21 protein-coding genes and 2 pseudogenes are annotated in these 22,734 nt (G+C 70.0%); 12 read left to right on the top strand and 11 right to left on the bottom strand.

The genetic code is table 11. The features are described 5' to 3' along the window. Positions 1 to 2: 2 nt before the first annotated feature. Both AB0E90_RS50760 and asnB read left to right on the top strand, forming a co-directional pair. The gene (locus AB0E90_RS50760) at positions 3 to 263 is read left to right on the top strand and encodes an acyl carrier protein (RefSeq protein WP_360420933.1); all 261 of its coding nucleotides are present in this window, start codon (positions 3 to 5) and stop codon (positions 261 to 263) included. A 40-nt stretch (positions 264 to 303) separates the two neighbouring features. Further along, positions 304 to 2,112, top strand: a complete 1,809-nt coding sequence (asnB, locus tag AB0E90_RS50755; RefSeq protein ID WP_360420931.1) for an asparagine synthase (glutamine-hydrolyzing) — start codon at positions 304 to 306, stop codon at positions 2,110 to 2,112. Between the two features lie 62 nt (positions 2,113 to 2,174). Here asnB and AB0E90_RS50750 read toward each other — a convergent pair whose 3' ends face one another. Then, positions 2,175 to 3,722 carry an FAD-dependent monooxygenase gene (locus AB0E90_RS50750; RefSeq protein ID WP_360420929.1) on the bottom strand — a complete coding sequence of 516 codons (1,548 nt, stop codon included), beginning with the start codon at positions 3,720 to 3,722 and terminating at the stop codon, positions 2,175 to 2,177. 170 nt (positions 3,723 to 3,892) lie between these two features. On the opposite strand from AB0E90_RS50750, the gene AB0E90_RS50745 reads away from it, so the two are divergent. Continuing rightward, positions 3,893 to 4,756, top strand: a complete 864-nt coding sequence (locus tag AB0E90_RS50745; RefSeq protein ID WP_360420927.1) for an LLM class flavin-dependent oxidoreductase — start codon at positions 3,893 to 3,895, stop codon at positions 4,754 to 4,756. Here the strand turns inward: AB0E90_RS50745 and AB0E90_RS50740 are convergent. Then, entirely contained in the window at positions 4,751 to 6,352 is a 1,602-nt protein-coding gene (locus tag AB0E90_RS50740) for an MFS transporter (protein WP_360420925.1), read from the bottom strand. The genes AB0E90_RS50745 and AB0E90_RS50740 overlap by 6 nt on opposite strands. A 90-nt stretch (positions 6,353 to 6,442) precedes the next feature. On the opposite strand from AB0E90_RS50740, the gene AB0E90_RS50735 reads away from it, so the two are divergent. After that, complete coding sequence (locus tag AB0E90_RS50735; protein WP_360420923.1) at positions 6,443 to 7,078, top strand: TetR family transcriptional regulator; 636 nt, start codon at positions 6,443 to 6,445, stop codon at positions 7,076 to 7,078. Between the two features lie 100 nt (positions 7,079 to 7,178). Beyond that, entirely contained in the window at positions 7,179 to 8,288 is a 1,110-nt protein-coding gene (locus AB0E90_RS50730; protein ID WP_360420921.1) for a nucleotide disphospho-sugar-binding domain-containing protein, read from the top strand. A gap of 55 nt (positions 8,289 to 8,343) precedes the next feature. Here the strand turns inward: AB0E90_RS50730 and AB0E90_RS50725 are convergent. Further along, a pseudogene (locus AB0E90_RS50725) lies at positions 8,344 to 9,000 on the bottom strand (TylF/MycF/NovP-related O-methyltransferase); the annotation flags it as partial. Between the two features lie 97 nt (positions 9,001 to 9,097). Next, positions 9,098 to 9,268, bottom strand: coding sequence for a hypothetical protein (locus AB0E90_RS50720; protein WP_360420919.1), 171 nt, complete (start codon positions 9,266 to 9,268; stop codon positions 9,098 to 9,100). Here AB0E90_RS50720 and AB0E90_RS50715 point away from each other — a divergent pair. After that, positions 9,255 to 9,509: pseudogene (locus AB0E90_RS50715) on the top strand (dTDP-glucose 4,6-dehydratase); the annotation flags it as partial. The gene AB0E90_RS50720 and the pseudogene AB0E90_RS50715 overlap by 14 nt on opposite strands. Before the next feature lie 6 nt (positions 9,510 to 9,515). Here AB0E90_RS50715 and metK read toward each other — a convergent pair. Together metK and AB0E90_RS50705 are read right to left on the bottom strand one after the other, a co-directional pair. Then, positions 9,516 to 10,715 (bottom strand): methionine adenosyltransferase, encoded by a 1,200-nt coding sequence (metK, locus tag AB0E90_RS50710; protein ID WP_360420917.1) that lies wholly within the window; start codon positions 10,713 to 10,715, stop codon positions 9,516 to 9,518. 693 nt (positions 10,716 to 11,408) lie between these two features. After that, the gene (locus AB0E90_RS50705; protein WP_360420915.1) at positions 11,409 to 11,738 is read right to left on the bottom strand and encodes a transposase; all 330 of its coding nucleotides are present in this window, start codon (positions 11,736 to 11,738) and stop codon (positions 11,409 to 11,411) included. Positions 11,739 to 11,882: 144 nt separating this feature from the next. Between AB0E90_RS50705 and AB0E90_RS50700 the strand changes: the two genes are divergently transcribed. Beyond that, on the top strand, positions 11,883 to 12,812 hold the full coding sequence (locus tag AB0E90_RS50700) for a hypothetical protein (protein WP_360420913.1): 930 nt from the start codon (positions 11,883 to 11,885) through the stop codon (positions 12,810 to 12,812). Between the two features lie 118 nt (positions 12,813 to 12,930). On the opposite strand, the gene AB0E90_RS50695 is transcribed toward AB0E90_RS50700, so the two are convergent. Continuing rightward, positions 12,931 to 13,257 carry a hypothetical protein gene (locus AB0E90_RS50695; RefSeq protein ID WP_360420911.1) on the bottom strand — a complete coding sequence of 109 codons (327 nt, stop codon included), beginning with the start codon at positions 13,255 to 13,257 and terminating at the stop codon, positions 12,931 to 12,933. A 979-nt stretch (positions 13,258 to 14,236) separates the two neighbouring features. Then, entirely contained in the window at positions 14,237 to 14,635 is a 399-nt protein-coding gene (locus AB0E90_RS50690; RefSeq protein ID WP_360420909.1) for a cytochrome P450, read from the bottom strand. On the opposite strand from AB0E90_RS50690, the gene AB0E90_RS50685 reads away from it, so the two are divergent. Beyond that, positions 14,520 to 14,759 (top strand): SDR family oxidoreductase, encoded by a 240-nt coding sequence (locus AB0E90_RS50685; protein ID WP_360420907.1) that lies wholly within the window; start codon positions 14,520 to 14,522, stop codon positions 14,757 to 14,759. The two genes, AB0E90_RS50690 and AB0E90_RS50685, sit on opposite strands and share 116 nt — an antisense overlap. 97 nt (positions 14,760 to 14,856) lie before the next feature. Here the strand turns inward: AB0E90_RS50685 and AB0E90_RS50680 are convergent, their stop codons facing one another. Then, entirely contained in the window at positions 14,857 to 15,426 is a 570-nt protein-coding gene (locus AB0E90_RS50680; protein ID WP_360420905.1) for a TetR/AcrR family transcriptional regulator, read from the bottom strand. Positions 15,427 to 15,477: 51 nt separating this feature from the next. Here AB0E90_RS50680 and AB0E90_RS50675 point away from each other — a divergent pair, with 51 nt between their 5' ends. Then, positions 15,478 to 16,032: an isochorismatase family cysteine hydrolase gene (locus AB0E90_RS50675; RefSeq protein WP_360420903.1), complete on the top strand. Its 555-nt coding sequence runs from the start codon at positions 15,478 to 15,480 to the stop codon at positions 16,030 to 16,032. A gap of 376 nt (positions 16,033 to 16,408) precedes the next feature. On the opposite strand, the gene AB0E90_RS50670 is transcribed toward AB0E90_RS50675, so the two are convergent. Next, complete coding sequence (locus AB0E90_RS50670; protein WP_360420901.1) at positions 16,409 to 18,052, bottom strand: ATP-binding protein; 1,644 nt, start codon at positions 18,050 to 18,052, stop codon at positions 16,409 to 16,411. A 116-nt stretch (positions 18,053 to 18,168) separates the two neighbouring features. Beyond that, positions 18,169 to 19,560: a trehalose-6-phosphate synthase gene (locus AB0E90_RS50665; protein WP_360420899.1), complete on the bottom strand. Its 1,392-nt coding sequence runs from the start codon at positions 19,558 to 19,560 to the stop codon at positions 18,169 to 18,171. 218 nt (positions 19,561 to 19,778) lie between these two features. Here AB0E90_RS50665 and AB0E90_RS50660 point away from each other — a divergent pair, with 218 nt between their 5' ends. The 3 genes from AB0E90_RS50660 (at position 19,779) to AB0E90_RS50650 (ending at position 22,580) form a co-directional block, all read left to right on the top strand. After that, positions 19,779 to 20,615: an alpha/beta hydrolase gene (locus tag AB0E90_RS50660; RefSeq protein ID WP_360420942.1), complete on the top strand. Its 837-nt coding sequence runs from the start codon at positions 19,779 to 19,781 to the stop codon at positions 20,613 to 20,615. After that, positions 20,608 to 21,201: a WHG domain-containing protein gene (locus AB0E90_RS50655; RefSeq protein WP_360420897.1), complete on the top strand. Its 594-nt coding sequence runs from the start codon at positions 20,608 to 20,610 to the stop codon at positions 21,199 to 21,201. The genes AB0E90_RS50660 and AB0E90_RS50655 overlap by 8 nt, the downstream gene beginning before the upstream one ends. A 107-nt stretch (positions 21,202 to 21,308) precedes the next feature. Continuing rightward, positions 21,309 to 22,580, top strand: a complete 1,272-nt coding sequence (locus tag AB0E90_RS50650) for a low temperature requirement protein A (protein ID WP_360420895.1) — start codon at positions 21,309 to 21,311, stop codon at positions 22,578 to 22,580. The last annotated feature ends 154 nt before the right edge of the window (positions 22,581 to 22,734 follow it).

The following is a 22,734-nucleotide window of genomic DNA, read 5'->3' as shown; positions in this document are numbered from 1 at the left end:
TGATGGCAGAACTGCAGATTACCGAGCTGGTCCACCTGCTGCGCGAGTGCGCCGGCGAGGACGAGAACGTCGCCCTGGGCAACGGCGACGTTCTCGATGTCAGCTTCGAGGACCTCGGCTACGACTCGCTGGCCATCCTCAACACGGTCGGCCGCATCGAACGCGACAACGGCATCCGCCTGCCCGACACCATCGTGGTCGACGCGCAGACGCCCCGGATGCTGCTCAAGCAGATCAACGAGCGACTCGGTCAGGTCGCCTGACCGACTGCCCGCAAACGAACACCGGAAGGGTGGAGAGCGGATGTGCGGTATCGCCGGCTGGGTCGACTACCGGACCGACCTGTCAACGCGGCGCGCGACGGCGCAGGCCATGATGGACACCTTGAGCTGTCGCGGGCCGGACGCCGAAGGGACGTGGTTCGACCGCGACGTCGCGCTGTTGCACCGCCGCCTGGCGGTGGTCGATCTGGCCGGTGGCGCCCAGCCGATGGCGGCGCCGGCCGGTGCGGGGACGACCACGGCCGTCACCTTCAGCGGCGAGATCTACAACTTCCGTGAGCTCCGGGCCGAGTTGGCCGCTGCCAGCAGCCGGTTCGCCACCGACAGCGACACCGAGGTCGTCCTTCAGGCGTACCTGCGCTGGGGTGAGAGTTTTGTCGACCGGCTCAACGGGATCTTCGCCATCGGCATCTGGGACGGCCGGCGGCGGGAGCTGCTTCTCGTCCGCGACCGGATGGGCGTCAAGCCGCTCTACTACTTCCCGACCCCGTACGGCGTCCTGTTCGGCTCCGAGCCCAAGGCCATCCTGGCCAATCCCGCCGTGCCGCGCCGGGTGGACGCCGAGGGGCTGTGCGAGGTCCTGGAGATGGTCAAGACGCCCGAGCACGCGGTCTTCCGGGGGATGTACGAGGTCCGGCCGGGCGACCTGGTCCGCGTCGGGCGTGGCGGCGTCATCAAACGGGCCTATTGGCGGCTGTCGGCGGCGGAGCACACCGACGACCTGGCGGCCACCATCCGGACCGTGCGCGAGCTGCTCGAGGACACCGTCACCCGGCAACTCATCTCCGACGTGCCGTTGTGCACGCTGCTCTCCGGCGGCCTGGACTCGTCGGCGGTCACCGCGCTGGCGATGCGGGCGCTGAACGCGGCCGGCGGCGGTCCGGTGCGTTCGTTCTCGGTCGACTTCACCGGATCGGCCGACCAGTTCGCGCCGGACGCCGTGCGCACCGACACCGACGCGCCGTTCGTGCACGACCTGGTCGCCCACGTCGGCTCCGCGCACACCGAGGTGCTGCTGGACAGCGACGAGCTGGCCGATCCGGTCGTCCGCGCCGCGGTGGTCCGGGCCACCGACCTGCCGCCGGCCTACTGGGGCGACATGTGGCCCTCGCTCTACCTGCTGTTCCGGGCGGTCCGCCGGCAGTCGACGGTGGCGCTGTCCGGGGAGTCGGCCGACGAGCTGTTCGGCGGCTACCGGTGGTTCCACAATCCGGCCGCGGTGCGGTTCGAGGGCTTCCCGTGGCTCACCCCCGGCTCGGCCCGCTACTTCGGCGGCACCGGGCTGCTCGACGCCGGCCTGCTGGAGAAGCTCGACCTGACCGGGTACCGGCAAGAGCGCTACCACGAGGCGCTGGCCGAGGTGCCGGTGCTGCCGGGCGAGGGGGAGGAGCAACGCCGGATGCGCCGGATCAGCTATCTCAACCTCACCCGGTTCGTGCAGACCCTGCTGGATCGCAAGGACCGGATGGGCATGGCGGTCGGCCTGGAGGTCCGCGTGCCCTACTGCGACCACCGACTCGTCGAGTACGTGTTCAACGTGCCCTGGGCGATGAAGTTCTTCGACGGCCGGCCGAAGAGCCTGCTGCGTGCCGCGGTGGCCGATCTGCTGCCCGAGTCGGTCCTGCGCCGGCCGAAGACGCCGTACCCGGCCACCCAGAACCCGGCCTACGCGGCCGCGCTGCGGGCCGAGCTCGCCGAGGTGCTGGCCGACCCCGACGCCCCGGTCCGCCCGTTGCTGGACCTGCGAAAGGCCCAGCGGTGGGCGGAAAACCCGGGACGAACGTCAGTCTCCCGTACGAGCGGGGCAGCGCCGAGATGGCGTTGTGGCTGAACCGGTGGCTGGCCGGCCACGACGTGACCCTCGAACTGTGAGTCACGCCGGGCCGGCCCCGGTCATCCGACCTTCACGTGCGCGGGCTCGCCGAACCACTGCCGCATGGCCGCCACCAGCCCCTCGCCGCTGCCCGCCGGTTCGCCGGCCGAGCACGCCCAGGCCACGTACCCGTCCGGGCGCAGCAACAGCGCGCCGAGATCGGGGCGGTCGGGGCAGTCCAGCCGGTGCACATCGATCCGGTCGCTCCAGCCGGCCGCCGCCTCGGCCGGCACCGCGCCCTCGGTCAGCCGCAGCAGCACCGGCCGCCCCGGGTGCAGGGTGGCCGCCAGTCGCACCGGGCCGTCGTCGCCGAGCAGCGTCAGGTCCGGCGCGAACCGGCCGGTCAGCGGGTGCGCCTGCGGGTCGCCGGCCGGGTAGCGGACATCCGAGGCGACGATCCGGCTGGTGAGGTATTCGTCGACGGCCGGGATGCGGATCAGGTCGGCGAACAGCGAGCGCAGCGAGTCGATGCGCGGGTCCGGGTTCAGCAGCGCCATCTGCGCCCGGGTCTGCTCCAGGACCGCCTCGGCCACCGGGTGCCGTTCCGCCGAGTAGGTGTCGAGCAGCGATGCCGGCGCCCATCCGTCGATCGTGGCGGCCAGCTTCCACGCCAGGTTGACCGCGTCCTGCAGTCCGACGTTGAGCCCCTGCCCGCCGACCGGGTAGTGGATGTGCGCGGCGTCGCCGACCAGGAAGACCCGGCCCTCGCGATAGCGTTCGGCCTGCCGGGCCGCGTCGCCGTAGCGCTGCGGGTCGCGCAGGTCGCTCATCTCCACCGGCTGCCCGAGGATGCGGCTCACCGTCGCCTGCATCTCGGCCACGGTGACCGGCGCGTCGCGGACCGCGGCCGGTCCGGTGAAGTCGATGGCGACGACGCGGCTGTGCCCGCCCGGGCGCACCGAGATCACCGTGCATCCCCGCGGCGTACGGGTCCAGCCCTGCGGTATGTCCTCGGGGTCGGCGATCAGCACCTCGCCCGCGATGGTGTCGCTGGTCGCCGCCGTTCCCGGAAAATCGATACCGGCCGCTTTGCGTACGGCGCTGCGGGCCCCGTCGCAGCCGATGAGGTAGGCCGAGTAGAGCGTGCGCATCGGCGCGCCCGGTGCGAAGTGGGTGGTCACGCCGTCCTCGTCCTGGGTGAACCCGGTCATCGTGGCCCCGCGGAACACGCTGGCGCCCTGCTCGCGCGCCCAGTTCTCGAGCAGGCGGGTGGTGGCCGGCTGCGGGACGAACAGCGCCGGTGGCACGTCGTGGTTGGTGTCCCGCCAGGCCAGACCGGTGATGCCGGCGAAGTGGCCGGTCGGCGGTCGGCGGCCCGGTCCGCCCCGGGTGAGCCGGGCCATCCGTTCCTGGTGTTCGGCCAGGAACGGAGCGAGCAGGTCGCGGCGGTCGAGCGTCGGTACGGTCCGGCCGTGCAAGGCCTGGGCCCGGGTGTCCTCGGCCGGCTGGTCCAGCCGCTCCATCACCACTGTCTCGACGCCATGGGCGGCCAACTCGCCGGCGACCATGAGCCCGACCGGGCCGGCCCCGGCTACCACCACCTCGATGTCGAAGTCGTCGGTTTTCATGCGTGCCTCCTGTCATCCGTGCCGATGCCGGGAGCCTTCACCGGTCGTCTTTACCGCGGCTGGAGGGCCGATGGAGACCGCGGTTCGAGTCGTGCTCCACCGGTGGCTGCCACCGTGCTCCGCGACGGGTCGCCCGGTGCGAACCGCCCCGGTCCGGGCCGAAGGAGGGCGTGTGTCGACAACTGCCGACCGCCGGCGACCAGCTCAACGACGTGGTGCGGGCCGCCCGCCACGCCGAGCGGCTCGGCCTGGCCTCGGTGTGGGCCGGTGACCATCTCAGCGACGGCCGGCCCATCCTGGAATGCACGGTCGCCCTGGCCGCGGCCGCCGCGGTCACCGACCGGATCAGCATCGGGTTCGGCGTGTACCAGATCGCGATGCGGCCCCTGGCGTGGGCGGCCAAGCAACTCGGGTCGCTGCAGTTCCTGAGCGGTAACCGCCTGATCGTGGGGGTCGGCACCGGCGGTGGCGATCCGGGGGAGTGGCGGGCGGCCGGGGTGCCGCCGGCCGAACGCGGTGCCCGGACCGACCGCGGGCTCGCCGCGCTGCGGCCGCTGCTCGGCGGCGTCCCGGCCGGACCGGTGGACGCCAAGCTCGAGCCGGCGGTGCCGGCGCCTCCGATCTGGATCGGCGGCGGATCGGCGAGGGCCCTACGCCGGGCGGCCGAGTTCGGCGACGGGTGGCTGGCCACCGTCACGCCACCGGACGGCGTCGCCGCCGGCGCGACGCGGCTGCGCGAGCTGTCGTCGGCCCGGGGGCGGCCGGACCCGGCCATCGCGTGCTGCGTCATCGCGGCCGCGTCGGCCGCCGGCGGGCCGGACGGCCACGCCTCCGTGGCCCGCTTCCTGACCGGGCGCCTCGGTCTGGACCCCGACCGTGCCCGGCGCACCGCGATGGCCGGTGATCCGCCCCGGCTGGCCGAGCAGTTGCACGCTTACCTGCGGGCCGGCGTCGACCACCTGGTGCTGGTGCCGTTCGGCGGCGACTGGGAGCGTCAGTACGACCTCTTCGCCGCCGCCCGGGCGTTGTTATGAGGTCGCGTTCGCCTCGAGCCGTTGCCGTTCCAGGGTGTCGAGCGTCGGCTCGGGGACGAACAGGGCGAGCACGCTCGGCAGCAGCGAGATCACCGCGGCCACCAGGAAGACGATGTTGGTGGCGTTGATGAAGGTGCCGACGGCGGCGTCGCGTTGCGCGGCCGGCAGTGATGACAGCACACCGACGTCGAGCTCGCCGTGCACGTTGGCCGCGCCCGCCGTGCTGGGCAGATGCGCGGACAGGTAACGCGCGACGAGCGTGCTGTACAGCGCGAAGCCGAGCGCGGCGCCGAGCTGCTGGACGAATCGCAGGGAGCTGGTGGCCACGCCCATGTCCAGGTTGGACACGGAGCTCTGCAGGAACTGGAAGCTCAGCCCGAGCGACTGGCCGATGCCGATGCCCAGGATGAACATGCCCCCGCCGATCAGCCAGTAACTGGTGTCGGCGGTCAGCCAGTTGAAGCCGATCAGCACCGCGGCCTGGATCACCCCGGCCGCTACGAGCAGGTATTTGGCCCGGCGGAACAGCGCGACGATCCCGCGTGCCACGAAGATCGAGAAGAACATCCCGCCGGCCATGCAGAGGATCATCAGCCCCGACTTGCTGGTGCTCAGGCCGCGACCGACCTGCAGGTAGCCGGTGATGTAGAGCAGGCCGCCGGCCAGGCCGACCCCGGCGAGCAGGGAGATCGGGAGGATCAGCCGGAAGATCGGGTTGCGCGACAGGCTCAGCGAGACGAGTGGCTCGGGAGCGGTGAGGCTGCGCCACACGAACCCGATCGCCAGCACTACCGCCGCGGTCGAGAGGCCCAGGATGATCCGGGAGGACCAGGCGTAGCGCTGGCCGCCCCACTCGGCGACCAGCAGCGCGGCCGCGGCCGCGCCACCCATCAGGGCCGCGCCGAGATAGTCGATCCGGCGGCGCATCTTGGTCACCGGCAGCCGTAGCGACGTGGCCACGATGATCAGGGAGACGACCGCGAACGGCACGTTCAGGAAGAAGACCCAGCGCCAGCCGAGGTGGTCGGCGATCAGGCCGCCCATCGTCGGGCCGAGCGCGAGGCCGATGCCGAACATGACTGCGGCGCTCGCCCCGACCTCGCTCGACGGCGTGATCGGTTTTTCCTCGGTGCTCTTCTCCACGAAGAGGATGCCGGTGACCACCAGCGTGATCGCGGTCAGGCCGCCGGCGCCGACACCCTGGACCGTCCGGGCGACGATCAGCGTCGTCATGTCGTGGGCGAGCCCGCAGCCCAGCGACCCGGCCGCGAAGATGCCGAGCGACCAGGCGAGCAGGGGCCGGGGACCGTACTCGTCGGCCAGCTTGCCGATCAGCGGCACCGCGACACAGTCGGCCAGCGCGTAGCACGAGGTCAGCCAGGGCAGGCGGTCGATGCCGTGCACGGCATCGAGATCGGCCACCACTCGCCACGCGATGGCCGACATGATGTTGATGTCCAGGATGGACAGCAGGAGCGTGGTGATGCTCGCGGCCGACACGAGCTTCACCCTGGTGACGCTCATCAGCAGCTTGTCACCGTCGTAGACGGGCTTCCAGTTGCCCGGCGAGCTGACGTTGGCGTTGGGGTCACTCATGGGGCGAGGGTAGCCCTGAACTTGGTCTGAGCACAAATATGATTCGAAGCCAAGTTTGGTTCTAGTTGATCATTTTGTTATGCTGCCGTCGTGGCAGAGCGACTGGGCCTGCGCGAGCGCAAAAAACTGCGGACCATGGAGACGATCTCCGAACTGGGTACCGCGCTATTTCTGCGCCATGGTTTCGACAACGTCGCCATTGCCGACGTGGCGGTCGCGGCCGAGGTGGCCAAGACGACCGTGTTCAACTACTTCCCGGCCAAAGAGGACATCGCGCTCTACCAGATCCGTGACCACGTCGATGAGCCCGCGCGCGTGGTCACGACCAAGGGCGACGACGAGACCTCGGTGGCCGCCCTGCGCCGGCACTTTCTTGCCGGCCTGGCCGAGCGCGACCCACGCACCGGCCTGGCCGACGGCCGGCCGTTCCTCGACTACCAGCAGATGGTGCTCTCCACCCCCGGTCTCAAGCTGCGCCTGCTGGAGCAGTGGATGCGCAGCGAGGCTGCGTTGACCGCCGCCCTGGCCCCGCTGATCGGCGACGGCCCCGGCGCGGTTCTCCCCGCCGTGCTGGCCGGTCAGATCATCACCACCCAGCGGGTGCTCATCGTCCGTAACGTCGAGAGGCTGCTGACCGGCGCCACCTCCGGCGAGGTCTACCCGACCGCGCTGGCCGAGGCCAGCCTGGCGTTCGACCTGCTGGAGCGGGCCGAGCAGATCGTCTGACGGCCGGTCGACCGGACCTCGAGCCGCAGCCAAGGCCCTTCCGCTTAGCTGCGACAGCATGAGAGTCCTCGTCATCGCAGGTTGTTCCGAAGGTTTTGTGATGCCGCTGGTGCCGCTGACGTGGGCACTGCGCGCTTCAGGTCACGAGGTCCTGCTGGCGGCGACCGCGAACATGGCCGATGTCGTGACCGACGCCGGCCTGCCGTTCGCGGAGGTGGCCGGCCCGGTGCAGATGCCCGAGGTGCTGTCGGTCGACCGGCATGGTGATCCGGTGACCATGCCCAAGGGCGAGGAGGCGCTGCTGCGGCACTTCGGCCGCGGATACGCCCGGCTGGCGCTGCGCATGATCGACGGCCTCACCGAGATCGCCGAGACCTGGCGTCCCGACCTGATCGTCAGCGAGACGTACTGCTTCGCCGGTCCGCTGCTGGCCGCCATGCGCGGCCTGCCCTGGGTGCGCCATGACATCCGGCTCGTCTCGCCGGCCGACATCACCGCGGCCGGCGCCCAGGAGCTCGAACCCGAGCTGCGCCGGCTGGGTCGCGACACGTTCCCGGCTCCGGTCCGGATACTCGACCTCTGCCCGCCGAACATGCGTCCGGCTGAATCCGAACGGGTGATAAAGATGCGGGCGGTCCCGTACAACGGGCGCAGCACGCGGCTCAAGGAATGGGCCTACACGAACCGCGACCGCCCCCTGGTCTGCCTGACCTTCGGCACCCGGGTGCCGCTGCCCAACAAGGGCACCATCCCCGGCGGGTTCCGGTTGCTGCAGGGCTTGATGGACACGCTGCCGCAGCACGGCTTCGACGTGGTCGTCGCGGTCTCCGACGCCCTGGCCGAGCAGTTGCGGCCGCTGCCCCACGGCGTGGTCGCGGCCGGGCAGATCGCCCTGTCGAGCGTCCTGCCCGAGTGTGACCTGGTGGTCCACCACGGTGGCTACGGCACCACGATGACCGAGCTCACCCTCGGGGTGCCCCAGGTCATCGTCCCGGTCATCCCGGAGGTCTGGGAGTCGACGAGGCTGATGAGCGCGGCCGGGGTGGCGGTGGAGGTGCCCTGGTCGGCGGCGACGGCCGACACGGTGGCGGACACCTGCACGCTGGTGGTGACGTCGGAGACGTTCAGCAAGAACGCGCGTACGGTCCGGGCCGAGATCGCCGCGCTGGCCACGCCGGCCGACGTCGTACGGGAGCTGGAAAGCCTTTGATCTGGTCGCGAAGCGCTGGTGTCCGAGCCGCCCGGTGGGCGGCTCGGACCGTTTGTCACTCGCCCCAGCGCAGGTAGATCACCGGGGGCTCGCGCAGCGGCAACTGGTGCAGCGTCGCGTGATCCAGGCCGAGCACCTCGCGCAACGCGGCGGTCTCGCCCGGCCACTTCGGGTGGGTCAGCTCGTCGAAGGCGATGATGCTGCCCTTGGTCAGGTGCGGAATGATGGCCTTGAGGACGTCCCGGCACGGCTCGTACAGATCGAGGTCCATGTAGGCCATGGCGATGATCGTCTCGGGATGCTCGGCGAGATACTGCGGCACCGTCTCGCGGACGTCACCCGGTACGACGAAGGTCCGCTGCACGTGCGAGAGCAACTCGCTGCCCTCGTGCGCGGCCAGCACCTCACGGAGATGGTCCACCTCCTGCGGCGGGCAGGCGAACCGGCCCGGCACGGCGCTGGGGCTGACCCGGTCGACGTCGGCGATGTCGGGGAAACCGGTGAACGTGTCGAAACCGATGATGCGCCGGACCGAGTTGAACGGCTCGTAGATGCTGCGCAGGGTCGACAGCACCGCCAGGTGCCGCCCGTGCAGGACGCCGAACTCCATGATGATCCCCGGCACCTCCGGCAGCAGCCGGTAGAGCGCGTCCATCGTCAGCAGGTCGGCCATCTGGTAACGCCGCAGGTAGACCGGCAGATTGTCGATCAGGTAGACGGGCGGGATGGTGCCGCGGATTGGTGAACTCGCCGTCGGGCATGCGGGCGTCCCTCCTGGGATCGGGTCGGGTGATGCGGGTCAGCGGTGGTCAGGTCAGCCAGGCATCCGGCGCCGGGCCGCCCCGGCCGAGCGGGGGGAACAGCTCGTCGAGGGCGCGCAGCTGGTCCTCGGCGAGCGGCTTGTCGAGCGCGGCGAGCGCCTCGTCGACGTGCTCGACGGTGCGCGGCCCGATGAGGGCGGCGGTGATCGGCGGTGGCACCGAGATCAGCAACATCGAGCTCACCGGGCGTCTGCTCGAGGCGTGCGGGGCCGGCTGGGAGATGGTCGAGTTCGTCCCCGACCGCCCCGGACACGACCGCCGCTACTCGGTCGACTGCTCGAAGATCACCGGTGAGCTCGGATACCGTCCGCGCGTGCCGTTCGGCGCCGGCCTGGCCGCCACGTTCGCGTGGTACCGCGATCACCGGGCATGGTGGGAACCGCTGCGGTGCCGCACCTGACCTGGCTCACACCGGCCCGCTCGTCGCCGCCTTCAGCGCGTTCACCCGGTCGGTCCGCTCCCAGGTGAAGTCCGCGTGCTCCCGGCCGAAGTGACCGTAGGCGGCGGTCTGCCGGTAGATGGGCCGGCGCAGCCTCAGGTCCTCGATGATGGCCGCCGGGCGCAGGTCGAATACCTCCTCGACCGCTCGCTCGAGCCGCTCCGGCGACACCGTGCCGGTGCCGAACGTCTCGACGAAGACGCTGACCGGCGCGGCGCGCCCGATCGCGTAGGCGACCTGGATCTCGCACCGCTCAGCCAGGCCGGCCGCCACCACGTTCTTGGCCACCCAGCGGGCCGCGTACGCCGCCGAACGGTCCACCTTGGAGGGATCCTTTCCGGAGAACGCGCCGCCACCGTGCCGCGCGTACCCGCCGTACGTGTCAACAATGATCTTGCGGCCGGTCAGGCCGGCGTCACCCATCGGACCGCCGATCTCGAACCGCCCGGTCGGGTTGACCAGCAGCCGGTAACCGTCCGCGGCCAGATCGAGCGAATCCAGCTCGGGGGCGATGACCAGGTCCCGCACGCCCGGCTCGAGCATGTCGGTCAGCGAGACGTCGGGTGCGTGCTGGCTGGACACCACGACGGTGTCCAGGCGGACCGGCCGGACACCGTCGTAGGCAATCGTCACCTGTGTCTTGCCGTCCGGCCGCAGCCACGGCATCGCGCCGTTACGGCGCACCTCGGCCAGCCTGCGGGCCAGCCGGTGGGCCAGGGCGATCGGCATCGGCATCAGCTCGGGCGTCTCCGAACAGGCGAACCCGAACATCATGCCCTGGTCGCCCGCCCCCTGCTGATCCCGCTCGTCGGCGCTGCCGCCGGCGCGGGACTCGATGGCGGCGTCCACACCGCGCGCGATGTCGGGGGACTGCCGTCCGATCGAGACGCTGACCCCGCACGATCGCCCGTCGAAACCCTTGGCCGACGAGTCGTAGCCGATCTGGAGCACGACGTCCCGCACGATGCCCGGGATGTCGGCGTACGCGGTGGTGGAGACCTCGCCGGCGACGTGCACCTGGCCGGTGGTGATCAGCGTCTCGACCGCCACCCGGCTGTCCGGGTCGGCCTCGAGCAACGCGTCCAGCACACCGTCCGAGATCTGGTCGGCGATCTTGTCGGGATGCCCCTCGGTCACCGACTCCGACGTGAAAAGCCGAATTGTCACGGTGCGATCCTTCCGTCGAGTTGGCGCTCACCGTAGGGAGGCGCCCTCGACCGCCGACCGAGGTGCGATCCGGCCCGCTTCAAGGAGAGCCCGGGTCAGCCGCTGATGGTCGGCGCCGTGACGATCAGGCCGCCGCGCGGAGTCATCGGGCTCTGAACAGGTGGGTCGCGGATGGTGATTGAGGTCAGTGCGGTCTGGCTGTCTCGGTCGCCGCGGGGCCGGCCCTTTGCCACACGACGGGCAGGAGGCGCCGCCGCCGGCGATGACGTGCCGTTCATCGATGTCACGATGAACGCGCGGCGCTGAGTCAGCGACCGGTTTCTTGTCACCCGACAGCGGGAGGTGGGTCGTTGTCTCGACGGACGGCGTGCGGTTTGGTGGTGGAGCTGGTTGGGAGCGCCGGCCGCCCGAGCGCGGAGTGCCGGGACTGCGTACTGGGCAGCTGGGTGGGGGTCGAGCATGGGGGCCGGTTGCTCATCGTGGGCTGCCGTCGGCGCAGGTTCTGGTTGCTGGGCGTAAGGACGCGCCACGGGCGTGGCGTGCCGCCAACGCGCCGGCCAGGTCCTGGGAGACCAGCACCAAGCGGAATGCACTTGCGCCGGAGCCGAACCAGGCCGTGGACTTCGCCATCGCTGCTGGCGGCATCGAGAGGGGCGCAGGCGTAGGTCCTCGAACAACGGGCAAGCCAGCTGTTCATCGTTGACCAGCGGGCCGCAGCCCTGCCATCCGGGTCCCGACCAGCGCGATGGAGTGCGCGTCGGTGGCGTCGGTCTTGCGGCCCTGTCCGGTCGCGAACACCCGCGCCCGCGCGGACAGCTTCGGTGGGACGTCGACGACCTGCTCGCCGTCGGCCAGGAGCCGGTTGGCGATGTGCCGGTTGGCGATGTGCCGGCCGATGCCTTGGCAGCCCTCGACAGCCCAGATCCGGTCCGTCCACTGCTTGGCGTACTTGACCATCGCCCGGTAGCCGTCTCGGTCGGTGCCGAACCGACCAGTGCCCAGGATGGTCTCGTCGCCGGCCATCACTGGGGTGGGCAGCCGCAATGAGAGCGACAGCCCGGACGCCTGGACCGAAGCCTGGCCGGGCCGCGGTCCTAGGGCAATGAAACAGGTAGCCGAGATGAGGACGGCGCCCCGGCCGCGACGACAACCATTACAGTCGCCTTCGTGAGCGCAGACCAGGGTCTTGTCCGGGTGTCCGATGCGTTCGGCGTACGCCGTGCCCGAACCGGATCGATCCTCGCCGATGACGGGACGATCTATCACGTCAAGTGGGATGACACCGATGAGGAGGAGCGCGTCCCACGAGCTGCCGACGTTCACGTCGCGACGAGGGGTTCGCTGCGTTTCCTGGCCCTGTCCGACGCCCGGCTGTTCCATGCCGTCTTCGCCCAAGAGCCCCTCGCGGTGGTTCTCCACCTGCTGGCCGGGTCGCCGGTCCCGCTGAAGGTACGAGAGATCCGGGAGCATCTGAGTGAGCTCGGGCTCCGGAACGAGACGTGGGCCCGGCACTGGCCCCGCGCGCTGGCGGTTCTGCCCAAGTGGCCAAATGTCGTCCGACGGCAGAAGGGCGACACCCTGGCCTACGCCTGGGTAGGCGACGACCTTCCCGATCTTCCGTCGGACGTCGAGTCCGAGCCGGAACCGGCGCGGGCTACCCCCGCGCCTGCGTCGAAGCCCGCTCCTGGGCCCGCCAGGCCGGTCGCGGCGGCCGCGACAACGGCCGAACCGGGGGTGCCGTCCGCTGAGCGCCTCCGGCGCCAGATGACCGCCGCGCGGAGCCTCAGCGAGGTCGCGCGCCTGCTTACGCTCCCGAGAGAGTTCGTGGCTGAGTTGTCACCGGAGGTGGTCGCCTCCGCTCTCCGCCGGGTCGCCGCCGAGGATCGGCTGGTCAGGGGCTGGCTCGACGCCCTGACCGCTTCCGGGCCGATCGGTGCGCTGACCGAGGAACTGGCGACCGCCCGGGCGGCGAACGCCGCACTCCAGAGCCGGGTCGACGAACTGGAGGAGTGGTGGACGGCCCTCGAGCAGAGCACCGATCCGGGCGCCGCAATCCGTCAGCCGGGTGCAGGTCGTCCCGACGGTGCTGGATTCTGATCTTGCCGAGGTGATACTCGGCGCACTCACAGGGGCTCGATTGCTGATTTTGGGCGCAGGCTGCGCAGCCCGGTCTACCCTGAACCCTTGGGGTGTGCAGTTGGGCGACGGTCAACCCCTACGGCGTCGCGCCGTTCCGTTCGGTCGTCGGGTACCAGGTTGACCGCTGGTGTAGGTCGATCAGCGGGATGACGGTGTCGACGGCGTAGAAGAACGGGTTGAGGCAGCGGACTCTGCCGTTCCCGTACTCGCCAGGTGGGTTCTGCTCGGTCGGTAGAGGCTGGGCGCCCGCGGGGGTGAAGACCAGCGCGTTCTGGTCGGTGGTGCGCATCTGTTCCTGCACATCAGGAAGACTCAAGGCGAGGGTGACGGCGGCAATTAAGGCCACCAGCAGGTAGAGCGCGCGTTGCGGCTTAAAGCCGTAGCGGACGGTGACGTCCTGCACGAGGTCGAAATAGCGGCGCGGCGCGGTCCGCAGGCGCCGGCCTGCCTGCGTTGGGCCACCAGCACGGTGTCCGCGCCGTCGCGGTCGCCGGCCGTGCGGAGTACGGCCGCGAGGTGCTCCCAGGCGCGTGGGTCATGCCGTTTCATCCGAGCCAGCCAGGCAATCCGGGTATCCGCGTCCCGGACGGCGTTGTCACCCAGTTCGACCGCTTCGAAACGCTCGTAGGCGAAGCCCCCGATGTACGAGCCGGCGGGCCAGTCTCGATCAGGACGGTCGGCGAGATAGGAGGTGGTTGTGCCAGAGAGGTCCACCGTTCATGAGGTGATCGCCCAGCCGAGGTCTATCCCTCCACGACAGGCGAAGGACGTCGGCGGGGGTTCACCGCTCCCGGCCATCGCGCGGACGGCGGACGGATACTGGGGTGGGCTCGAGGGGTATCGGTGATCTCCCCGGCGACGGGTGCGCAGGCGCAGCAGCAGGCCACCGCCGACCGCCGCTGCCACCGCGGTCACTCCGGCGACCGCCCCCGTCGCGGAGCCGATGCCTGACTGCTGCCCCGCCAGGTCGAACTTCCGATTCGGCGGCGCGGTCGGGGAGGCAGGGCCGACCGGTCGATGAACGGCGCCGGCGGACGGCGACGCATTGGTCCGGCCGGCTCGGTGTCCAGCCGAGGCCGATGCCGATACTGAGGCCGTGGGGGGTGGCCGTGGTGGCAGCCGAGCGGTTCCGGGTGTACAGCAGCGTTCCGCTGCCAACTTTCGGTCGAGGAGCCGTCGGGCCGTCACTGCCGTAGGCACCAACGCGTCGGCCCCAAAGACGGTCCGGCGCCACCCGACCGACCCGATCTGCTCACGGGTGAGTCCTCCCACTTCCGCCGCCGTGCACAAGCACGGCGACATTGAGCCGCCCTTGTCCGACGACCGTCAGCTTGAGCTGAGTTCCCCCCCGATACCGAGGTCGGCGGCCTGACTCGCCGGCGTCAGGTGACGGCGTCACCAGGTGACGGCAGCTCGTAGATCCCGTACGCCTGGGAGTCCTCCTTGAATTTCAGCTGGTCGAAGTCGACGGCCAGGGCGAGGGTCGGGATCCGGCGGAAGAGCGTGCCGAAGACGACCTGCAGCTCCACTCGCGCCAGTTGCTGCCCGACGCACTGGTGTGGTCCCCAGCCGAACGCGTGATGGTGCGCGGCGGGGCGGGTGAGGTCGAGCCGTTCCGGCTCGGGAAAGGCCTCCGGGTCCCAGTTGGCCGCGGGCAGCGACGCGATGACCCCCTCGCCGGCTCGGACGGTCTCGCCGCCGATCTCGATGTCCTCGACCGCGACCCGGCGGGCCAGCAGGTGCGAAGGCCCGGTCGACGTCGACGCGGTAGCCCAGCACATGCCCATGAAACGAGCCGGCCAGCCGCTGGATGTCGCGTACGCGGTCGCGTATCTCGCCTCTGAAGAGGCCGGCTACCTCACCGGTCAGACGCTCAGCGTCAACGGCGGTCGTTACCTGGCCTGAGGCGGACCCGTACGCCCACCCGAACTCCTGGCGGATCGCCTCCAGAGCGCTACCAGCGGCCTGTTCGCCGCTGGTCGCGGCGAGATGTGGCGGCGCGTCACGCGTTCGGCATGCCGAGTAGCGCATCGAGGACATCTCGGATAGGCCCCACGAGTTCGTCGGACGTGGCGTCGCCCAGCGGTTGCAGGCCGGTCGCGTTGCGGACCACGGCAACGCCGATGCCGAACGCGACCATCAACTGAGCGCGCAGCATGTGGTCGTCATCTTCGGCCGCCCCGGTCGCCGCCAGCATCCGTTGGCTGAACTCTGTGAGGGCCTGCCGGCGCAGGGCATCGACGTTCGCGTCCTCCGACGCGCGCAGGAGCAGAAGCACCGGATGCTCGTCGAAGTCCGGCCAGGCGTCGGCGGACAGTTGCCGGCTGAGCATGGCGGCCAGCGCGTCCCGGTCGGGCGGAACCTCCACCTGCGGTGAGGCGGCCAGCGCCGCCTTGAACAGGCCCTCTTTCGAGTCGAAGTAGCGCTTGATGAGCGCGAGGTTGACGCCGACGTCTGCCGCCACGTCCCGCAGTGTCGTGCCGTCGTAGCCCAGCCGCATGAAACGGGTGAGAGCGGCCTTGAGAAGGGCGTCCCGGGTCGCCGCGGCATCCCGTCGCCGTTGTTGCGTCACGCCTGCTAACGTACCAAGTCATCAGTTGATGACTAAGTTCGGAGCCCGCCGATGTCGCGATCCGCCCTGCTCGTCCTGGACATCCAGAATATGGTGCTGGCCGGCTACCCAGACCCGGAATACCTTCCCCGCCTCGGGGCAGCGATCGGCGCCGCCCGCGCGGCCGGACACCCGGTCATCTACGCAGTCGTCGGCTTCCGCCCCGACTACGCCGAGGTAAGCACCCGCAACAAGATGTTCGGCAGGCTTGCCCTCGCCAAGCCGCAGGCCCCGCCCGAGGCCGCCGCGATCCCTGCGGAGGTCGCACCGCAGCACGGCGACATCGTCGTCACCAAGCGCCGCGTCAGCGCCTTCGCGGGTAGCGACCTCGACCTGGTCCTGCGCGCCGGAGAAATCGACCACCTCGTGCTGACCGGCGTGGCGACCAGCGGCGTCGTGCTGTCCACACTGCGCGAGGCGGCCGACCGCGACTTCCGCCTGAGCGTTCTCGCCGATGGCTGCCTCGACAACGACCCCGAAGTCCACCGCGTCCTCACCGAGAAGGTCTTTCCAGCCCAGGCCGAAGTCACCACCATTGCCAGGTGGATCGCTGAACCGTCCACGTAGGTGCGGACAATGAACAGCACCTCGTCAGGCAGTCCGCAATGACGAGTACCTGCCTGCCTCGGACGTAGCCCTGCATCGCTGATGCGGTGCGATTCAGCGATCTCGGCGAGGGGGGAAGACGTGCTGGGCGACCTAATTGGCTTCAGGATGTCGTCGGGGCCGCAACGAGGACGACCTCCGTGCACTTGCCCAGATTATTGGGATCTTGGTTAACGCCTGCGGGTCGATCCGCAACGCGACGTCCGGGTATGCGGCGAAGGCGGCGTCGGCCGTCAGATCCGTCGCCACTCGCGGTGCAGTCTCGTTAACCCATTCATCGTGTCGGCGCTGTTCACGGCTAGGTTGGACCCCGTGTTGTCATGGCGTACTGGCGGCGTCAGCTCGGTAGGGTGACGGTGAATCGGGTGCCGCCGTCGGGGCCTGGCCCGGCGGTGATGGTGCCGTGGTGAGCTTCGATGATGGCCTTGGTGACTGCCAGGCCGAGCCCGGTGCCTTTGATGCCGAGCCCGGTGGCGGTGCTGGCTCGGAAGAATCGGTCGAACAGCTGCGGGTACTGCTCGGCGGGGACGCCGATCCCGGTGTCGGTCACGGTCAGCACGACCCGGTCGGCTGCAGTGGTGGCGACGACGGTGACGGTTCCGCCGGGAAGAGTGTATTTGATGGCGTTGGACAGCAGGTTGTCCAAGATCTGGTGCAGGCGCCGGGCCTCGGTGCGGATGACCGGCAGGGGGTCGATGTCGCAGGTCAGGGTCAGCTGCCGGGCGACGGCGGCGACTTGGTGGGTCTGTACGGCGTCCCGGATCAGCTGTGCCGGGTGCAGCGGCACGGGGTCGATCGGGTCGTGGCCGGCGTCGAGCCGGGCGAGATCGAGCAGGTCGTCGACCAGGCTGGTGAGCCGCCCACTGGTGCGGTCGATGACGGCCAGTTCCCCGCGTAGTTTGTCGGGGAGATCAGGGTCGGCGATGAGGAGTTCGGTGTACCCGCGGATGACCCCGATGGGGTTGCGCAGCTCGTGGCTGACCACAGCGACGAGGTCGTCCTTCATCCGGTCGAGTTCGCGCAGCTGACGGACCTGTTGCTGTTCCTGGGCAAGCAGGTGTTCGCGCTGGTCAGCAAGCCGTCGGCGGTCAGTGATGTCGTGCATGAACGCATGGAATACCGGCTGGCCGCGCTCCAGGCACATCTGCATGGTCATCTCGATGGGGAATTCCCGGCCCCCGCGGTCGACGGCGGTCAGTTCCACCCGCCGCCCGGCGATGTCGGACTTCCCGGTGCGCCGGACCCGGTCGAGGCCGGCCCGGTGGGCGTCGTGGAAACGCTCCGGGATCATCAGCTCGGTCGCCGGCCGGCCGATCGCCTCGTCGGCCGACCAGCCGAACAGCCGCTGCGCGGCTTCGTTCCAGGTGGTCATCCTCCCGGCATGGTCCATCGACACGAAGGCGTCCTGGGTGGTGTCGAGCACCGTCTGCATCCGTGCGGAGGACAGCAGCAGCTCGCCGTGCGCCACGTGCAGGGCGATCTCCGACTCGGCCGCGGCCGCGAGGTCCGCCAGGATGTCGACTTCGTCGTCGGTCCACTGCCGGGGCCGGCCGTCGATGGCGCAGAACGAACCCAGTACCTGCCCTTCCGGGGTGCGCAGCGGGAAACCCGCATACGCGATCACCTTGAGGTCCGGGATCGCGAGGTTCCCGCACAGCCGGCCGTCGGCCCGGGCATCGGCGATCACCAGCGGGGCCTGGTCGGTGACGACGTACTGACAGAACGAATGGGACAGCGGGGTCTGGCCCCGAGAAGCCCACGGCTCGTCCAGGCCGATCGCGCTGATGAACACCTGCCGGTCGGCGTCGACCAGCGACACCAGACCCACCGGTGCATTGACCAGCCGGGTGGCCATCCGGGTCAGCCGGTCCAGCGACGACAGGGAGTCGGCGTCGAGCAGTCCGGTGGCCCGCAGCGCCTGCAACCGGACGGGATCGTCGAGCCGGCCCCGAGCGCGCAGCTGGGCAGATTTGTCAGCCATCGCGGTCCTCTGATCGACCGGAACACGGCAAACCTGAGGAAGGAGCGAGGGTCGCTTGTCATCTCATCGCCGGCCGGAACCAGCCGGCGTCGACCCGATCGGCATACCCATGCCGCTCAAGTGGGTTGCCCGAGTGCGCCGAGGAAGTCGCGGGCCCATCGGTCGATGTCGTGGCCGCGCACCTGGGCGCGCATCGGCCGCATCCGCTCGGCCTGCTCGGCCGCATCCGCGTGCAGGGCGTCGGCCAGGGCGCGTTTGATGTCTTCGACGTCGTGCGGGTTCACCAGGAACGCCGTCTCCAGTTCGGCGGCGGCGCCGGCGAACTCGCTGAGCACCAGCGCGCCCTGGTCGTCGTGGCGGGCGGCCACGTACTCTTTGGCGACCAAATTCATGCCGTCACGCAGCGGGGTGATCACCATGACATCGGCGGCGAGGTAGAGCGCGACGAGCTCCTCGCGGCCCATCGACTGGAACAGGTAGTGCACGGGCGCCTGGCCGACCGCGCCGAACTCGCCGTTGATCCGGCCCACTTCGCGTTCGACCCGCGCGCGCAGCTCCTGGTACTCCTGCACCCGCATCCGGCTGGGCGTGGCCACCTGCACCAGGACCACGTCGTCGTTGGACACCGTGCCGTCGGTGAGCAGTTCCCCGTACGCCTCCAGCCGTTGCTCGATGCCTTTGGTGTAGTCGAGGCGGTCGACGCCGAGCAACAGCCGGCGGTCGCCGCCGAGCTCGGCGCGTATCCGGCGGGCCTCGGCCTGCACGCCGGGGTCGGCGGCCAGTTTCTCCACCTCGGCGACGTCGATCGAGATCGGGAACGCCCGGGCAGTGACGCTGCGTCCGTCGTACTCGACGTGGTCGTCCTGCGGGTCGAGGCCGAGCAGCCGGCCGGTCAGCTGCAGGAAGTTCTGCGCGGCAAGCGGGCGCTGGAAGCCGACCAGGTCGGCGCCGAGCAGGCCGCGCAGCAGTTCGGCCCGGCGTGGCAGCTGCATGAACAGCTCGACCGGCGGGAACGGGATGTGCAGGAAGAAGCCGATCCGCAGGTCGGGCCGCAGCTCCCGGAGCATGGCCGGCACCAGCAGCAGCTGGTAGTCGTGCACCCACACCGTGCCGCCCGCCGCGGTCAGGTCGGCGGCGGACTCGGCGAAGCGCCGGTTCACCGTCTCGTACGCCTGCCGCCACGGCCGGCGGTGGGTCGGCTGCTCGACGAGGTCGTGGAACAGCGGCCAGATGGTGCCGTTGGACTGGCCTTCGTAGTACTGGTCGACGTCGTCGGTGCTCAACCCCATCGGGTGCAGGTGCATGCCGTCGGTGTCGAACGGTTCCGGCGCGTCGCCGGGCTGTCCGGTCCAGCCGACCCAGGCTCCACCGTGGCTGCGCACGATCGGCTGCAGCGCGCTGACCAGCCCGCCAGGGCTCCGCGACCAGGTGCGGGTGCCGTCGTCGGCCACAACTTCATCGACCGGCAGCCGGTTGGCGACCACCACGAACTCGTACGTTTGACTCACTTCGCTGTCCTCACCACTTGCAGATACCACGACCGGAACAGCCAAAACCCTTCCAGCCATGCCGGCCTCGGCGCGTCAGCAACCGAACACCGGCGTGGTCGATGACGGGTCTGAGCGCCATGCCGCGGGGGAGAGCCGTCGATGAAGATCGTTTGACGAGCGTGGTTAACGCCGTTAACCTTCAGATAACGCCGTTAACCGATCTTGTGGAGGTCGTCATGATCGAGTACTTGGGCATCGCCGGTAACAACCTCGCCTATGAGGTGTCCGGGCGGGGCCCTCTCGTCGTCCTGGCGCACGGTATCGGCGACAGTCGGCACTCCTATCGTTTCCTCGCTCCGGCCCTGGCCGGCGCCGGGTACCGGGTCGCCAACGTCGACATCCGCGGCTGCGGCGACTCCAGCCTGGGCTGGGACGGCTACAGCCGCACCGACATCGCGGGCGACCTCGTCGCCGTCGTGCGCCACCTCGGCGGCCCCGCCGTGATCATCGGCCAGTCGATCAGCGGCGGCGCGGCGACCATCGCGGCAGCCACCGCGCCCGATCTGATCAACGGCGTCATCGAGCTGGCGCCGTTCACCCGCGTACAATCCTTCGATCTTGGCGGGCTGATGCGGGTGAAGCGTTTCCGGAGCGGTTACCTCCAGATGGCGCAGGTCATGGTCCGGGGAAGTCTGGCGAGCTGGAAGAAGTACCTCGATGTGGCGTATCCGGTCAAGCCGGCCGACTGGGACGCGGAGCTGAGGCGTATCGAGGTGAAGCTGACGGAGCCCGGCCAGATGAAGGTTCTTCAGGCCATGTGCAAGACCAGCCCGAGCGACGCCGGCGCGCAGCTGGCCAATGTCACCTGCCCGGTCCTGGTCATCGAGGGCAGCCTCGACCCCGACTGGGCCGACCCCCGCGCCGAGGGCGAGAAGATCGTCGCCGACCTGCCAGGAGGTCTCGGCGAGCTGGCCGTCATCGAGGGTGCCGGTCACTATCCGCACGTCCAGACGCCGGATCAGGTCCTCGCGCTGGCCCGGCCTTTCCTCGACAAGGCGCTGGCGAATGCCTAGGGCCCGGCTCACCCCGATGTCGGTCACCGCGGCCGGCGCGGCCCTGGTCGACGAGATCGGCTTCGAGAACCTCAGCATGGGATTGCTCGCCGAACGGCTCGGAGTCAAGACCCCCGCGCTCTACAAACACGTCACCAGCCAAGCCGATCTGGCCCACCGCATCGCTGTCCAGGCCATGGCCGAGTTCGCTGACGCCATTCGCGACGCCATCCAGGGCCGGGCCGGCAGCGACGCCCTCGCCGCCGGCGCGCAGGCGATGCGGACCTACGTGCGGGAACACCCTGGTCGGTACGCGGCCGGCGATGCTGCTGCTGCCCGCCAGACCGGGCCCGACGACCCGATCATCCCTGCCGTCGAACGGGTAGTCGCCTCCTGGGCGGCCATGCTGCGCGGCTACCACCTGGACTCCGCCCAGGAGATCCACGCCCTGCGGATGCTCCGCAGCGCCCTGCACGGGTTCTCGACCCTGGAAGCAGCCGGCGGGTTCCAGTTCGACGCATCCGTCGACGACAGCTTCACCTGGATGATCACCTTCCTCGACCACGGCCTGCACGCCATCACCGCCGCCAGCACCCTCGCCCGCTGACGGATCCGTCGACGATCCGACCCGGCCACATCGTCCCGGAGGTCCGACATCAACGTCACCGGCGCACCCACGACCACCGCGACGCCACCACCGCCCGGCGGCCGCTGATGGTGAACATCGACGACGAGCCCAAGGACACCCGGATCGAGCGGCACGCGAGCTGGGCCGAGCTCTTCTTCGACCTGGTGGCGGTGGCCGGCGTGGCCGCCCTGGCACACGTGCTCGGGTCCGAACTGGACAGTGCAGCACTCGGTCTCTACGCGCTGCTGTTCCTGGCCCTGTGGCTGTCCTGGACGACGTTCATGCTGTACAGCAACGTCGCCGCCGGCCAGACCCGCGTGCTGCGGCTGATGGTCGGCATGTTCGGCCTCGGCGTCATGGCCGCGTCCGTGCCTGGCGTGGCGCACACTGTGCTCGGGCACGGCAACGACATCCGTCCACTCAACGTCTTCGCCATCGCATACATCGCCACGCGCGTCTACGGGTCCAAGTCGTGGCAACGCGGCGCGGTGTTGCTGGATTTCCCGGTGGTGCAGTACTCGGCCGGGCTCCTGCCCTGGTTCGCGTCCCTCTGGGCCGACGAACACTGGAAGGTCGCGCTCTGGGCAGCAGGAGTCGGCCTCGACCTGCTGCTGATCCTGGTCCTGTCCGGAAGCAAGGTCCTCCAGCGGCTGCAGTCGTACCTCACCGCGCAGAAAAGTACTCGGCGACGGCCACGATCAGGAGGCCGCCCCGACGGCGCCGGAGCGGTCATCCACGGGGTGTCGGTCGATCCGGTCCACCTCTCCGAGCGGCTCGGACTTTTCGTGATCATCGTGCTGGGCGAATCGGTGGTGCAAGTCGTCGCCGCCGCAAGCGAGGCGCGGTACGACATCGGCTTGCTGGCCGCCGCACTCGCGTCCTTCATTCTGCTGGCCGGCATATTCGGCTTGTCCGTTGTCTTCGGATACGCCGGCCTGCCGCACCTGCGCGCCGGCCGGATCCCTGCCCGCGCTGCCCTCGGCCTGCACTGCCTGGTCACCGGCGTCGTCGCCACCATCGCCGTGTCGCTCTCCCTGGCGGTCAGGCACGGCTCCGACCCACTGCCCGAGCAAGGTCGCTGGCTGCTGTGCGGCGCGGTTGCGGCCTACTTCACCCTCGGCGTGGTCACCGGCGTCGCCAGCCACAGCTCCGACCTGCCCAGGACGATCTCCCGGGTCACCACCGGTATCACGGCCCCGCTCCTGCTCGGCCTGCTCGCCACCGCTATCAGCGGCCGAACGCTCGTGATCTCCCTGGCCCTGATTGTCCTCGCCCACCTCTGGTTCGAACGACGACTGACGCCCATCCAGGTGGCTCCCAGCAATGAAGCGGCACCGGACGCGCCGGTTGGCTCATGAACCCCTTCCCGTGAGCCAACCGTCGCAGTCGTCCAGGCGGGGCTGTACGAGCTTGACTCCCCTCTGTGCCAAGATCATGAGAGGCAAGATCTACTCTTGAAACATTGAGCTGAGGGCGAGCGAGGAGACCACCACCGGTGGGTTCGAACAGTGA

The sequence above is a fragment of the Actinoplanes sp. NPDC026619 genome, assembly GCF_040638295.1.
In the GTDB taxonomy this organism is placed as follows: domain Bacteria; phylum Actinomycetota; class Actinomycetes; order Mycobacteriales; family Micromonosporaceae; genus Actinoplanes.
The sequence above is the reverse complement of the archived record's forward strand: the minus strand, read 5'-3'. Positions and strand labels throughout refer to the sequence as shown.